14 protein-coding genes and 1 pseudogene are annotated in these 12,741 nt (G+C 67.5%); 6 read left to right on the top strand and 9 right to left on the bottom strand.

The features are described 5' to 3' along the window. Positions 1-373 (bottom strand): hypothetical protein (locus ACFY3C_RS42240; protein ID WP_390774673.1); only part of this gene is annotated, 373 nt, incomplete at its 3' end. Between the two features lie 85 nt (positions 374-458). Here ACFY3C_RS42240 and ACFY3C_RS42245 point away from each other — a divergent pair. After that, complete coding sequence (locus tag ACFY3C_RS42245; protein WP_390774674.1) at positions 459-1,115, top strand: class I SAM-dependent methyltransferase; 657 nt, start codon at positions 459-461, stop codon at positions 1,113-1,115. 249 nt (positions 1,116-1,364) lie between these two features. On the opposite strand, the pseudogene ACFY3C_RS42250 reads toward ACFY3C_RS42245, so the two are convergent. The 3 genes and pseudogenes from ACFY3C_RS42250 to ACFY3C_RS42260 form a co-directional block, all read right to left on the bottom strand. Continuing rightward, positions 1,365-2,093 (bottom strand): annotated as a pseudogene (locus ACFY3C_RS42250) (DUF6192 family protein); the annotation flags it as partial. A 24-nt stretch (positions 2,094-2,117) separates the two neighbouring features. After that, positions 2,118-2,300: a hypothetical protein gene (locus ACFY3C_RS42255; RefSeq protein ID WP_390774675.1), complete on the bottom strand. Its 183-nt coding sequence runs from the start codon at positions 2,298-2,300 to the stop codon at positions 2,118-2,120. Positions 2,301-2,447: 147 nt separating this feature from the next. Then, the gene (locus ACFY3C_RS42260; RefSeq protein ID WP_390774676.1) at positions 2,448-4,349 is read right to left on the bottom strand and encodes a lamin tail domain-containing protein; all 1,902 of its coding nucleotides are present in this window, start codon (positions 4,347-4,349) and stop codon (positions 2,448-2,450) included. Positions 4,350-4,933: 584 nt separating this feature from the next. Here ACFY3C_RS42260 and galE point away from each other — a divergent pair. Further along, positions 4,934-5,929: a UDP-glucose 4-epimerase GalE gene (gene galE, locus ACFY3C_RS42265; RefSeq protein WP_390774677.1), complete on the top strand. Its 996-nt coding sequence runs from the start codon at positions 4,934-4,936 to the stop codon at positions 5,927-5,929. A gap of 627 nt (positions 5,930-6,556) precedes the next feature. Here the strand turns inward: galE and ACFY3C_RS42270 are convergent. Then, positions 6,557-7,030 carry a MarR family winged helix-turn-helix transcriptional regulator gene (locus ACFY3C_RS42270; RefSeq protein WP_390774678.1) on the bottom strand — a complete coding sequence of 158 codons (474 nt, stop codon included), beginning with the start codon at positions 7,028-7,030 and terminating at the stop codon, positions 6,557-6,559. Positions 7,031-7,106: 76 nt separating this feature from the next. Between ACFY3C_RS42270 and ACFY3C_RS42275 the strand changes: the two genes are divergently transcribed. Both ACFY3C_RS42275 and ACFY3C_RS42280 read left to right on the top strand, forming a co-directional pair. Beyond that, the gene (locus ACFY3C_RS42275) at positions 7,107-7,481 is read left to right on the top strand and encodes a cupin domain-containing protein (protein ID WP_386581619.1); all 375 of its coding nucleotides are present in this window, start codon (positions 7,107-7,109) and stop codon (positions 7,479-7,481) included. Between the two features lie 240 nt (positions 7,482-7,721). Continuing rightward, positions 7,722-8,351, top strand: a complete 630-nt coding sequence (locus tag ACFY3C_RS42280) for a nucleoside deaminase (RefSeq protein WP_390774679.1) — start codon at positions 7,722-7,724, stop codon at positions 8,349-8,351. Positions 8,352-8,480: 129 nt separating this feature from the next. On the opposite strand, the gene ACFY3C_RS42285 is transcribed toward ACFY3C_RS42280, so the two are convergent. From ACFY3C_RS42285 to ACFY3C_RS42295, 3 genes are all read right to left on the bottom strand, one after another. Next, on the bottom strand, positions 8,481-8,657 hold the full coding sequence (locus ACFY3C_RS42285; protein ID WP_390774680.1) for a transposase: 177 nt from the start codon (positions 8,655-8,657) through the stop codon (positions 8,481-8,483). Between the two features lie 107 nt (positions 8,658-8,764). Continuing rightward, complete coding sequence (locus ACFY3C_RS42290; RefSeq protein WP_390774681.1) at positions 8,765-9,241, bottom strand: transposase; 477 nt, start codon at positions 9,239-9,241, stop codon at positions 8,765-8,767. A gap of 114 nt (positions 9,242-9,355) precedes the next feature. Continuing rightward, positions 9,356-9,859 (bottom strand): hypothetical protein, encoded by a 504-nt coding sequence (locus ACFY3C_RS42295; RefSeq protein ID WP_390774682.1) that lies wholly within the window; start codon positions 9,857-9,859, stop codon positions 9,356-9,358. A gap of 395 nt (positions 9,860-10,254) precedes the next feature. Between ACFY3C_RS42295 and ACFY3C_RS42300 the strand changes: the two genes are divergently transcribed. Together ACFY3C_RS42300 and ACFY3C_RS42305 are read left to right on the top strand one after the other, a co-directional pair. Beyond that, complete coding sequence (locus ACFY3C_RS42300; protein WP_386581608.1) at positions 10,255-10,578, top strand: hypothetical protein; 324 nt, start codon at positions 10,255-10,257, stop codon at positions 10,576-10,578. Between the two features lie 568 nt (positions 10,579-11,146). Next, entirely contained in the window at positions 11,147-11,650 is a 504-nt protein-coding gene (locus ACFY3C_RS42305; protein ID WP_390774683.1) for a hypothetical protein, read from the top strand. 53 nt (positions 11,651-11,703) lie between these two features. On the opposite strand, the gene ACFY3C_RS42310 is transcribed toward ACFY3C_RS42305, so the two are convergent. Further along, complete coding sequence (locus ACFY3C_RS42310; RefSeq protein ID WP_390774684.1) at positions 11,704-12,336, bottom strand: BlaI/MecI/CopY family transcriptional regulator; 633 nt, start codon at positions 12,334-12,336, stop codon at positions 11,704-11,706. Positions 12,337-12,741 lie beyond the last annotated feature (405 nt).

Genomic DNA, 12,741 nt, shown 5'->3' on the forward strand with positions numbered 1-12,741 from the left:
GCCACAACGTCCATTGCCCACCGGCAGGAACGGCCGCAACCGTTCCCACTCGGCATCCGTCAGATCGCCCCGCCCCGTGCTCGTGCTCGTGCTCGCAACAACGACCCAGGCACGGGGCAGTCACATGATCGCCCGGACAGCTCCTAACTGGTGCACCCTGGAACCCTCCTTCCTTCCACACGCCACCGCCGCCCACCTCACGCGCCAGCCCGGGAACACGCTGACCCTGACCGTGCCCGACGACGTTCAGCATCTGGGGAAAACCGTGCACGGCGACGCCGAGGAACTCGCCCGCACCGACGCCGTGCTCCAGCGACGTCACACCGCATACCAGGCCCGACGCAGCACCGAGGAACACCACAGCGCCCTGCACCTGCTCTCCACCTGGCAGCACATCCTGTCGCTGTCCGAATATCCGGAACAGAGTGCTTGCTGCCGGGACTTGGTGGAATGGGTGGATGAAGATCCTGTCGCCTCGTGTCCTGCGAGCCCTCGAACGGTTCAATGCCGCCTATCCGTGGGATCACAACGCCCACTACCACCGCTGGATCCTGCGGCAACTGCCGAGACGCTTCAACCACGCCCTGGACATCGGATCCGGCAGCGGTGACCTCGCCAGGCTCCTGGCCAGACGTGCCGCCGCCGTGAAGGCAGTCGATTCCGATCCGGTGATCACCGCCCAGGCCCAGGAGCTGACTCCTGCTGCGCTTCCCGTGACGTTCACCGTCGCGGACGCAGTAGCCGAGTTCCCTGCGGGCTCTTACGACGTCATCACTTGCGTCGCCGCGATCCACCATCTGCCCTTCGTCCAGGCGCTCGCCTGTTTCCGCCGTCATTTGGCGCCGGGAGGGACCTTGGTGGTCGTCGGCCTGTCTCGCGCCCAGACCCCTGGGGACCACCTGCTCGGTGTCGTCGCCATTCCGGCCAACGCCGCCATGGGCTGGCTGAAGAACAGAGGCCGTCCCACGGCCCGGCCCGTCTCCATGACGGCCCCTACGCGCTCAGCGGACATGACTTTCGACGACATCGTCCGCGAAGCCAGAGACGTCCTCCCTGGGGCGCGCCTGCGAAGACGGCTGTTCTGGCGCTATACGCTCGTATGGAATCACCCGTGAGCTGACTGGGACCTCTTCGACCAGTTGTCGCCGCGGAGGGTCTTGTGGGTTGGGCGCCGGGTCATCATGGTGATGAGTGCCCAGTACCAGGTGGGCCTCGGAGTGCTGCGGGAGACGTTCGTAGTCGCGTGCGTTCATGCACCAGCCGATCGTCCGCTCGACTTTCCAACGGCGGGGCAGGACGACGAAGCCCTTGCTGCCCTTGGGCCGGGAGACGATGCGCAGGCAGAGCCAGAGGTATTCGCGGGCTCAGTCCACGAGGTCGTCGGCATCGCCTCGGTCCGCGGTGGCGAGCTGGGTCCATTCGTCGTCGGGGTAGCGGGCCAGGTGAGGATCGAGCGTGCCCGTGCCCACCCGGGTCAGCCGGCCGAGGTTCTGCCGGAACTGCCGCTTGTCGTACTCGATCCAGTCTGCGGGGTCGTCGGAGAACATGAACCCGTCCTGCCGTGTCCAGGTGGTCGGCGTCAGGTGATCGGCGGCGACGACGTCGCGGACGTGCCGGATGCCCCGGCCGACCTGCGAGCGGGTCAGGCGGGTTGCTGCCATGAGCTGGTAGGTGCGCAGGCCCGCTGGCCTCGCTTCCATTGGGGCGACGCGGACTAGGTCGCCGTAGTGCTCGGCCAGCGGCCGGGCCTGTCGGCGTAGCGGCACGGCAGTGGTCAGCTCCGTGACGACCCGCACCCTCTCGGCCGGGGTGACGTGCTCGGTCACCGCCGGCCGCTTCGGCAGATCGGTGGCGAGCTGCGCGGCCACCTCGTCGTCCCGGGTCAGGTCTGCCACGGCCTGGACCCTCTCATCCACGGTCACCGGCCGGTCGACGCGCTGGCCAACGACCCGCTTCGCGCCGTCCGGCGTCCACTGCCGAGCCCCCGTGCGCGGGTTGAACGGCGCGTCCTCCATCGCAGCCCACCGCTCGTCCTCGTCCGCTACCGACGCGAGGATGCGGTGAACGGTGAACGACACTCCCTCCTTGCGGCGCTCCTTCGGCCACCGGTTGGCGGTTTAGCGCCAGCCCTCCACCGTCCGGCGCTCAACGCCGATGTCGTCCGCGAACAGCTGCAACGACTCCGTCAGGGTGCACAGGTCGTCCGTGCCGTTCGGAATCGCCCCGCCCACCGACCGCATCGGCTCGATCTCCAACGCCATGCCGCCCAAAGCGAACTGCGCGGTCCCGGGGACAGACACGACGAAGCCCCTGGCAGTCAGCGGGTGGTCTTGTCGGCACCCCGTCTGCCAGGAGCTTCATCGCTGCGTACTGCTTGGGTGCGTCACCTTGGAGGCGGCCCCGTGAGTGAGCCGTCCTGCGTGAGCCGTCCTGCGTGGTCGGCGGGATCAGCAGGGGAAGGTGCCGCTGTAGATGGCGTGTCCGTAGGAGGAGCTTCCGGAGCCGAAGCCGTAGATGCCGTCGTCGCTCCAGACCGCTTCGCGGAAGCCGTTGACGCAGGTCGACGTCGGCGCGATCGCGAAGCCCTCCAGGTTGTCGGTCGGCATGACGGCCGGGTTCGTGTAGGTCACGTCCGTAGCGACCGCGCCGCCGGCGTTGACCTTCAGGAAGGTGTGCGTCTCGCCGCAGGTGTTGTCGCAGGTCGCGATGATCCGCTGGGTTCCGGCGTCGAACATCACGTCCATCACGGAGGCCTTGCCGGTCGCGATCGTGCCGAACGTGGTGAACGTTCCGTCGGAGTTCAGGCCGTAGACGTGCAGCGTGCCGTCCCACTCCAGGCCGGCGAAGAACAGGCCCGACCCGTGCAGCGGGTAGTTCGCCGGGTTGTAGGCGGCGCCGGTGAGCGGGTCGACCCAGCCGTTCGCGGTCAGCCAGCTGTCCGGTACGTAGCCGACGCCCTCGAAGCCCAGGTTGGCGTCGTCCTTGCTGCCGGTGTTGAGCTGCGGGAACTGCGAGGACATGTCCCACTGGTGGATCGGCGTGAGCGTCGAGCCGGTCGCGGCCGGGTCGAACTCCATGATCGTGTCCTTGGGGACGGTGTTGTGGGTGTTGTCACGCTCGGAGGTCACGTAGATGTGGCCGTTACCGCCAACCGTCAGCCCCTCGGAGTCCGGCTCGCCGGAGCCGCCCAGAAAGCGAATCTGCTTGCCAGTTGCGCTCCATGACGCGTCCGGGATCCACTTGCCGTTGCTCTTGACCAGCTTGAACAGCCAGTCCTTGTTCTTGGCGGCCCACAGCACCGACGGGTTCGCAGGGTCGAACGCCAGACCGCTCAGGTCCCGGCCTTCAGGACCGGTGGACGTGGTGAACGCGCAGACGTTGTCCGCGATCGTGACGTCCAGCCCGCCCGGCCACGCCAGGGTGCCCGCCGGGGTGGAACCCGTACCGGAGGGCGCCTCGGGGGTGCAGCCGCTGGTGAGCGAGCCGCCGCCACCCAGCAACTGGCCGGTCTGACCGCCACCGCCACCGCCACCGCCACCGCCGCCTGAGCAGGAATTCGCGCTGCCGAGCGTCGCGGTCGTGGAGGTCTGGAACCAGCCGGTGCCGTTGGCGCAGCGCTCGTCCGACGGCTTGGCGCCACCGGCCGCCCAGGTCACCGAGTCGACCGTGTTGCCGTTGCTGTCGAGAAGGAAGGCCGAGTCGTTGTCACCCAGACCGATGGTGGAGTTGAACGTGACATAGCCGCCCGCGGGAATGCTGGTCGCGCTCGGCGAGGAGGACGAGACCGATGCCGCGGAGTGGCCGGTGTCATTGTCGACGTACTTCCACGACCCGATGCTGACCGCGCTCGTTCCGCCGTTGTACAGCTCCACGGTGTCCGCGCCGTCCGAGGTGACCTCGTTGATCCGCACCCGGCTCGCCGGCGGGATCGACGACGGGCAGCCCGAGGCGTTCGAGGCGCCGAACGTGGACGCCGCGGTCGTCGTCACCCACCCCCCGGATCCGTCGCCGCCGCAACGCGCCATCGCCGGCTTCGCCCCGTTGGTTGCCCACTCAACGCGGTCGACCACCGTGCCGCTGGACGTGTAGATCACCAGCTTGTCCGAATCACCGAGCCCCTTGGGCGAGTTGAAGGTGACGAAGCCGCCGGCCGGGATCGTGCTCGAGGAAGGACTGAACGACTGCGGCGAGAAGCTGTCGTCGGACATCTTCCAGCCACTGATGCTCACCGCGGTCGAGCCGGTGTTGTACAACTCCACCGTGTCGTTGTTCGACGAGGTGACTTCGTTGATCCGAACCTTCTGATAGTCGGCCGGGTCCGCGGCAGCCGCAGGCTGAGCGGCAAGCATGCCTGTGACGAGCAGCCCTGAAAGCGTGAAAGCCGCGGCGCATACAGAGGCGACGCCGGCACGCGAGTGTGAGGTAGACACGAGGCGGGACTCTGGCGACGCGATCTTGAAACAGCGTGTACGTCAGCTGAATTCCAGCTGCTGGCCACCGGAACGCCCGGCGCCCGTCGCCACCCGGCGATGCGACGGCACCGCCGAAAACGGTCACGAACACCAGCCTGGACTACACAGACCTGGCCGGTGTCGAAAGTCGTGAACAAGTGCTGTCGGAAGTCAGGTTCTGGCTCAAGCTCAGTGGTGGACCGTCGCCGTGCAGCGGATCGGTCCGGTGACGACTGAGAACGGGCACGTCAGCGGCTGAGTGCCTGATTCCGAACCCCGGAGCAGGCCCTGTCGCGCTGCGGACCAAAGCCTCGGCCCGCCGGCTGCGTCGGAGGCGGCGGGCCGGGCGCTGGCGCCAGCATGTGTCCGTGAGCCGGTCCCGGCTGTGGCAGCCGAGCTGTCGTGCTCTCCCACCCGGCTTCTCCGCTAACCTTGCCGCCGGTCACCAACTGGGGTGCCAACGAGGCCGGGAGAGAAACTTCGTGGTGAAGGTCCTTATCGCCGGGGGAGCCGGTTACATCGGCAGCACGGTCGCCTCGGCCTGCCTGGACGCAGGCGTCACCCCCGTGATCCTCGACAGTCTCGTTCGGGGCCGCCGTGAGTTCACCGAGGGCCGCACCTTCTACGAGGGTGACATCGCGGACGGGGCACTGGTCGACCGGATCTTCTCGGAGCACCCGGACATCTCCACCGTGGTGCACTGTGCGGCGCTGATCGTGGTGCCCGAGTCCGTCGCGGACCCGATCGGCTATTACGAGGCGAACGTGGCCAAGAGCCTGGCCTTCGTCAGTCACCTGCACCGCAACGGCTGCGACCGCATCATCTTCAGCAGCTCAGCCTCCATCTACCAGGCCGAGGACGGCTCGCCCGTCGACGAGGACTCGCCGCTGGCGCCGCAGAGCCCTTACGCACGGACCAAGGCCGTGTGCGAGGAGATGTTCGCCGACATCGCCGTGGCAGGGCCGCGCGTGTTGTCTCTTCGCTACTTCAACCCGGTCGGGGCCGACCCTCAGCTGCGTACAGGGCTCCAGCTCAAGCGGCCCAGCCATGCCCTGGGCGTGCTCATCCAGGCACACGAGGAAGGCCGTCCGTTCCCGGTCACGGGAACGGACTACCCGACACGTGACGGCTCGGGCATCAGGGACTACGTGCACGTCTGGGATCTCGCCGCGGCCCACATCGCGGCGATCGAGCGTTTCGACTCCATCCTCGTGGGACCGAAACGCTCGATCGCGATCAACCTGGGCACTGGCTCGGGCACCACGGTTCGGGAGCTTTGCGCCGCGTTCAACAACGTGGTCAACACGCCCCTGGCAACCGTCGACACCGACCGGCGGCCCGGTGACGTCGCCGGCAGCTACACGAAGAGCGACCGGGCGGCCGAGTTGCTGGGGTGGACGCCGATGCTGTCCCTGGAGGACGGCATCCGGTCTGGCCTGGACTGGATGCCGGTGCGCGACGAGCTGTTGAAGGACTGAAACTGCGCTCTGCTGCCAGCTCGGTGTGGCCGGGCTGCGGCGGAAGAGGCGTGGCCGTGCTCACGGGCGGAGCCGGCATGCTCAGTCGCGTTCGTGCTCCCGTGAGGTCTACTGGCCGCTGCAGCGGACGTTCCGGCGGGTGATTCGCCCGGTCATCAGGGGATCAGGGCGGACTGCATTACGACGCTGCCAGCAATCGCTGAACCTGCCGCGATCAGTGCTACCCCCACTCACCCGCGACGGCAACCTCTCGCGTGCGGGCGGTACTCGGACACGCGGGGTGCCCGACGGGGGAACATCCCCACCTGCTGACGCGTACTCTCCAGCCGCAGCGGAGATCAACTGGGGAAGGCCCTACTTGTCTCTTTCGCGTCCGCCGGCGTCTTTGCTTGCTTGACGCTCTGCTACGCGCTTACACCCCCGAGGAGGTCACGGTGGCGGCCGCCCGGCGGACCAGACCGCCGCTCTGAGCACTCCGCGAGCCGCTTGCCTGTGCCAGCCCGTGTACCAACCGCCCGTATACGTATGGCGATTGGCTGCATGAGCTTGGTGCGCAACGCCCTCAGCCCGCGGTTGACTCGCTGCAGTCGTTGCGACCGTGACCCTTCACCACGACGCCGTCCTGTTTCACCAGATGGGGCGCCATGGCGGGATCGAATCTCCCGCCAAAGTGCGGATGACTGCCGCGAGTTCGGCTCGGGGAACCTGTTGGCCGACTTCGTGGAGTTGCTTGGTCAAGTGTGCCTCTAGTTCATGCAGGATCCGTCCGGCCACAGCGAGGTGCTCCACTGCCTTCTCGGTCAGGACAACGAGTTTGCGACGGCCGCCGGCAGGGTGTGGTCGACGCTCGACGTAGCCCCGCTTCTCCAGATCGTCGATGATCTGGCCGGCGGCCTGCTTGGTGACCCCGAGTTGCTCGGCCAGTTCGCTGCTCGTCGCGCCGGAGCCGCGTAGCGCCTGGAAGACGAGCCCGTGCATGGGGCGCAGATCGGCATAGCCAGCGGCGTCAAGACGGCTCACGAACTCGGAGAGGACAAGCTGGAAAGCCATCCCGAGCAGGAAGGTGAGCTCGGCACGCTCGAGGGGGTCATGAGTCTCCACCGGTCCATCTTGACACACTTGAATAAAGTCACTTTACTGGCCGCGAGTAAAGACGCTTTACACGGGAGGCGCGCACATGCACGTGATCAGCGAGAGCGAGCAGCGGACTACCAAGACGCCGGCCGGCTCGATGTTCGGCCTGGCCGCCCCCAGCCAGGGCAGTGCCGAGGTCAGCGCCTGGCGGGTGGAACTCGGCGCGGACTCCGCCACGCCGGTGCACATCATCGACCGCGAACAGGTGTGGATGCCTCTGTCGGGCGAGTTCGAGATCGAGGTGGAAGGCAAGGCCGGCCGCGCCAAGGCCGGTCAGGCCATCATCGTGCCCGCTGGTGCGGTACGGCAGCTGAAGGCCGTGGGTGGCCCGGCAGAGGCTCTGGTCGCCATGGCCGTGGGCGGCAAGGCGATGATGCCGGGCCGCGAGGACAAGATCCCGCTTCCGTGGGCCGAGTGACCCCTTCCCCGTGAACAGCCCGACCAGGCAAACCCCCGATGGATCTGGTCGGGCTGTTCCTCTCTTCGAGCTCTGTCCCGCCACCCGTACGTGACCGCGAGTCCAGAGACATCGGACATCGACCACAACCGGATCAACTCGACTAAGTAGCTGATTTCCAACGTGGGCGGTGAAGCCCAGACGTCCGGGTTGATAACTAACGGAGTTCTGAACGGGCTTCGCGCCGGGCAGAATCGCTGCATGCCTGGTGACGAACCGTCGGCGCTGCCAGCGATCTGGCGACTGCCCTTCGAGCTGGCTTGGGAGGCGTTCAGGGCAGGCAGTCGGCCTATCGGAGCCATGTTGATCAATGCTGACGGTGAGCTGGTGGCCAGCGGGCGGAACCGCAGCCAGGAGGCAGTCGCCCCACCTGGGCAGCTTGCTGGGGCAGCTATTGCTCACGCGGAAATCAATGTGCTGGCTCAGCTGTCGTCCCGGCGCCGGTATGAGGACCACGTTTTGCTCACCACGCTTGAGCCGTGTCTGCTCTGTAGCGGCGCTCTCCTTCACGCTCATGTTGGCACTGTGGTCTATGCCGCCGCGGACCCCTTGTGGCGCGGGATCGAGCAGGTGCCCTCCGTGGGTGGTGCCATTGCAGCACGCTGGACCCGCCGGGAAGGGCCTGCGCAGGGGCCCCTCAGCGTGTTCGGCGCGGTGCTCATGCACCTCTGGACTCTCTTTCACGCGCCGGAGACGCGCGAGCCGGCACGCAGCGACGGATTGGCCGCACTGGCGCGGCAGTGCCTTGCCACGCCCGGCTTCGCCGAGGCCGAAACGGCGGAGACTGCCTATCAGCTCGCCTTGGCGCGGATCACGGACGTCGAGCTTTAGCGGGAGGGCTTCTCTGCCCATGAGGCAGTGGGGCCTTTGCGGGCCAGGCGTCGGGTCATTTTTCCAGCGGCGGGGCAGGATGACGAAGCCCATGGTGCCTTTGGGTCAAGAGACGATGCGCAGGGTGAGTCAGAGGCGGTCGCGGGCCCAGTCCACGAGGTCGCCGGCGTGGCCGCGGTCGACCCATACCTGGGTGATCTGCGGCTGGGTCAGACGCAGCCGCCTGAACACGTGGCGGGCGGCGTCGCGGTCCTGGATGTCGGCGGGTGTCACCGTGATCATCACGGGCAGGCCGAGCGTGTCCACGGTGATGTGTCGCTAGCGGCCGTTGATCTTCTTCGCGGCGTCGTAGCCGCGGGTGTCTCTGCCGACGGTGGAAGCGCCCTTGACCGACTGGGAGTCCACGATCAGCGTCACCGGGTGCGGGCAGCGGCCCTTGCCGGTACGGATCCGGCGCCGCAGCTGGTCACGGTTGTAGGTGACGACCCCGGCCCGGTTCCACCGTCAGAAGAACCCGCAAACCGTCTCCCACGCGGGGAACCCACAGGCAGAGCCCGCCATTTCGCGCCGTTGTCGACGATGCAGCGGACCCCGTCAACGATCTCCTGCAGCGGCCACTTCTCAGGGTGCCCGCCGGTCTTGGTCTGGTAGGCCGGGACCGGCAGCAAGGGTTCGAGAAGGGCCCACTCGGCAACGGAGGTGTCGGGCGGATAGCGGCGGCGACGGGAGGCAGCGGGATGACGGACTCGGCAGAGGTGATCGGCGATGGGGGCTATTTGGAGAGCTGGGCGAGGGTGGCGCGGACCCCCGGTGAGCTGGGCGATGGCGAGCTGGGCCCATTCGTCGTCGGGGTAGCGGGCCAGGTGAGGATCGAGCGTGCCCGTGATCACCCGGGTCAGGCAGCCGAGGATCGCGGGCGAGGTACGGCCGGGCCTCGTTCGAACTCGTCCGGACCCGAATCCTGACCCAGCCGTGAGCTTTGTCAACAGCCCGAAGGGCTGGCCTCACTGCCAGAGGTCAGCCCCATCGCGCCCGCTGGGATCCATCGTCAGGAGGTCTTCGTGCAGGCCCGACAGGGCTCGCCCAGTCGGGGAGCCATCTTCACTCGACTCCATGACGACCCAGCCGACATCCACACCCGACGCGTTCACATCGCCGCCGGCATCCAGCTCGTCAAGCGTCGCGGACACCGCCTCATAGGCAACAGCTCGGACCAGGCGAACAAGGTCCTCCCTGTCCGACCCGGCGGCAAGAAGACGCTGGGCGGCAGGCAGTTGATCGAGTGAGCCCGGATCGGACCAGCCGTCAATCGCACCCCGCCACAGACTCCGCAGCAGCACAAATCGCGCGAGCTGCGGAAGGTCTTCCAGGACCTCCGACTTGATCATGTCGACAGGATCGGTCACGCCGAGTGCGCTGAACTGGGCACCCAGCCACTCCGCAGCGGCCTTACGCGGCACGTCCAGGCTGTTCAGCCATTCCTGCCATGTTGGTTGAGGATCACTCACCGCAACAGAATGCCCTACGGTCGGGGAGACGGGCGATCGGTCGGTTGGGTGCGGAATGGAACGCCTGGGCGCACCAGCCAGCTACCCCGGTGACTGCATGGACCTCGTCACCTGCGAGCCTCTTCCCAGCGGTGCGGGAGCATCCGTGGCCGTAATTGGCGACCGTGCGATACCGAGGGATAGTCTCGCGCTCGCATTGATCACCATCCGCGACTCAACAACGGGGATTCCCAGGCATGTCGACGCCTCCACCGCAGTACCAGAATCAGCCGCCGTACGGGCAGCCGCAGCAACCCTACGGGTACCCCCAGCAGCCACAGGCGCCGTACGGACACCCCCAGCAACCGCAGCCTCCCCGTGGGCCGCAGCGACCGCAGCCGGGCGGTCTGGGGCGGATGCTGAGGTCCGCCGTCATCGTCATAGCGGTGTTCGGCGCCCTCGGCTATTGGGTCTGGGACTACAACACCGATCCCAACGGCGGCAAGGCGAAGAAGGAGGCCGAGGCGGCGTCGCACAACCCCACCATCGGCGACTGCGTCAAGGTCGAGGACCCTCAGGGCAGCCCGGTTCCGACGGTCGTCGACTGCGACTCTCCCGAGGCCGAGTACAAGATGGGCGACCTGGTGGTCGCGAACCAGCAGTGCGGGGCCGAGTACGACTACGGCATCAAGGTCACCCGCCGGGGCAGCGGCTCCACGATGTGCTTCACCAAGCTCTGAGCCTCTGATCCCGTTCGGGGCCGCCGTTCGCAGGAGCGGGCGGCGGCCGCGCGGGCCCTCGGACCAACCGGCCTCCCACCCGCGGGACGTCTGGAGCGCCTCGCCCGGTACGCCGTTGAGTAACTCGGCGAGTGCCGTTGCCGTGTCGGTGTCGGGAGCGCCGGCCAGCCACCAGGCGCCGGACTCCAGCTGGAAGGGACACAGTGAAGCCCTCCAGAGCGGTCGTAGGCCGTGGCCTTCACACCAGTGCCGGTGTTGGCGTTCGGCCGTCATCCTCATGCTCACGCGCCCCACGCACGCCGACCCGGCTCGCTGGGCCGGACCCTGTGGTGCGGGAGCGGCGCCCTGGCTGCGGCCTCCCTCGTCACCGGCGGCGTTGTTCTGGCCCTGTCCCAGACGGCCGAGCGGAACGAGTGGATCGCCGGGGCGGTGTCGACGTAGTCAGGTTGTGGCCGCGAGACAGCTCAGCGTGCAGGGGGCACCAGGGGTGTGTATGGCTTACTGGCCTGCGGCGCAGTCGATAGCTGTAAGCGAGCCAGTCAACCGCAGACCACCCAGGACACACACCATGAGCCATCAGGTCCAGCAGGGGCGCGGGCTCGTGCCCGTGCACTACCACCGGTTCCACATCACCGACGAGGACGGCCCCGCCGGCCCTGACCTGCCCAGCGGGCACAACGGTCTCGTTCAGGTCCAAGACGGCATCGCGGCGGTCCTCACCGGCATCCACACCGGCGATGTCGACGTCACCGTCACCTTCCACACCGAAGCCCCGCAGCCAGGGGACACCGGGTGGGAAGAGATCGTCGAAGTGTCACTGCACTCGGTATCTGCAGAACTCACGGTGCGAGGTCTCATGGCCGACCTCGACGAAGAGTTGCCCGTGCTGTCCTTCAACGGCCCAGGCGACTACCGGCTACGCATCCATGCCCGTGGCCGGGACACCGCCATCGATCTTGCCCTGGACGAGATCACCGAGTGGTACCTCATCCAGGTATGGTCCGCGCCGGGGCAGGAGGCGTCGGTGCTCCGCCAGACCGACAGCTACGGAGCCTGCGTACGGGCGCGCTGACCAACGCCACACGGCAGACGAGCACGCTCGTGCGAACCTGCACAGGCCCGGGCCTATCCGGCAGTTTCGGGCTGGGCATCGCCCGTGGGTGTCGTCGGCTCCGGGGGATTGGCAGCGGTGTAGAAGACGGACCTGCCCTGCCTGGTCCGCTGAACCAGGCTCTTGGCCACAAGGTTTTCGAGAGTGGTGCGCACAACATTGGTCGCGATGTTGCGGTCGGGGTGCGCGTGGCCGAGTGCCTCGGCGACCTCCGCCGAGGAGCGGGGTTCGCTCTGCTCGGTGAGGTGGCGGTGGATGAGGTCGACCAGGGTGGGCCGCGTACTCTTCGCTTCCGCCTTCTTGGCTGCGGGCTTCGCGCCGGGTTGCTTCTTGGCCCTGGGCTGTTGCGCAGTGGCGGTCTTCGTCGACCGGCGAGCGCCAGACGCAGGCGTGGTCTTCTTCCTGGGGGAAGGCACAGAGGCGCTGTCGGCGCTGGCAGGCTCAAGGGCTGTTGCGGGGACACCGAGGGCCTGTTGGATGCTCACCAGCACGGTGTGGTCATGCTGCAGTGTGGCCAACTGCTGCTGTAGTGCGGTGAGTTCCGCCGTGATCCGTTCCTGCTCCTTGATGTTGCGTTCGAGGTCGCTGGCCACCTGGCTGATGTACTGCGAAGTCAACTCTGTGGCGGTATCTGTGCCTTCGGACATCTTTCTCTCCTCGGTTCGTGGCCGGACTGAAGCCCCTCAGGGGGCCGTTGCCGCGGGTCAGGGAAGATGATCCGGGCCGCAGCTCGCCCTGGTGCAGCGATAATACGGGCCGGAAGCCCTGTTTCTGCTGTGCGAGCAACGCCTTCCGGTGTAAGGGGTCTGGTGTGGGGGTCTGCGGCGAGGGCGGCGCCATCGGATGGTCAGCCGCGGATGGCGCACACCTGGCGCGACGACGGCACCGACCAGACCATCCACGACCTGCTGCGCTGGCAGGTGCGGGAGAAGGCGCGCCGGATGGCGGACCCGAGCCTGGTGGTGCTCGACGCCCAGAGCGTGCATGCCGCGGCCGGGGTGCCCAACAGTCGACGGGGCGTGATGCGCGATCCCGGATTCTGCGCCCTGTAC

It is taken from the genome of Streptomyces sp. NPDC001410 (assembly GCF_042895235.1).
Lineage (GTDB): Bacteria > Actinomycetota > Actinomycetes > Streptomycetales > Streptomycetaceae > Streptomyces.

Excerpts from the sequence above, each read along its gene's own strand:
- ACFY3C_RS42245 (WP_390774674.1), top strand. The coding sequence starts at position 459 with ATGAAGATCCTGTCGCCTCGTGTCCTGCGAGCCCTCGAACGGTTCAAT.
- ACFY3C_RS42260 (WP_390774676.1), bottom strand. The coding sequence starts at position 4,349 with ATGCTTGCCGCTCAGCCTGCGGCTGCCGCGGACCCGGCCGACTATCAG.
- ACFY3C_RS42275 (WP_386581619.1), top strand. The coding sequence starts at position 7,107 with ATGCACGTGATCAGCGAGAGCGAGCAGCGGACTACCAAGACGCCGGCC.
- ACFY3C_RS42280 (WP_390774679.1), top strand. The coding sequence starts at position 7,722 with ATGCCTGGTGACGAACCGTCGGCGCTGCCAGCGATCTGGCGACTGCCC.
- ACFY3C_RS42300 (WP_386581608.1), top strand. The coding sequence starts at position 10,255 with ATGCTGAGGTCCGCCGTCATCGTCATAGCGGTGTTCGGCGCCCTCGGC.
- ACFY3C_RS42305 (WP_390774683.1), top strand. The coding sequence starts at position 11,147 with ATGAGCCATCAGGTCCAGCAGGGGCGCGGGCTCGTGCCCGTGCACTAC.
- ACFY3C_RS42310 (WP_390774684.1), bottom strand. The coding sequence starts at position 12,336 with ATGTCCGAAGGCACAGATACCGCCACAGAGTTGACTTCGCAGTACATC.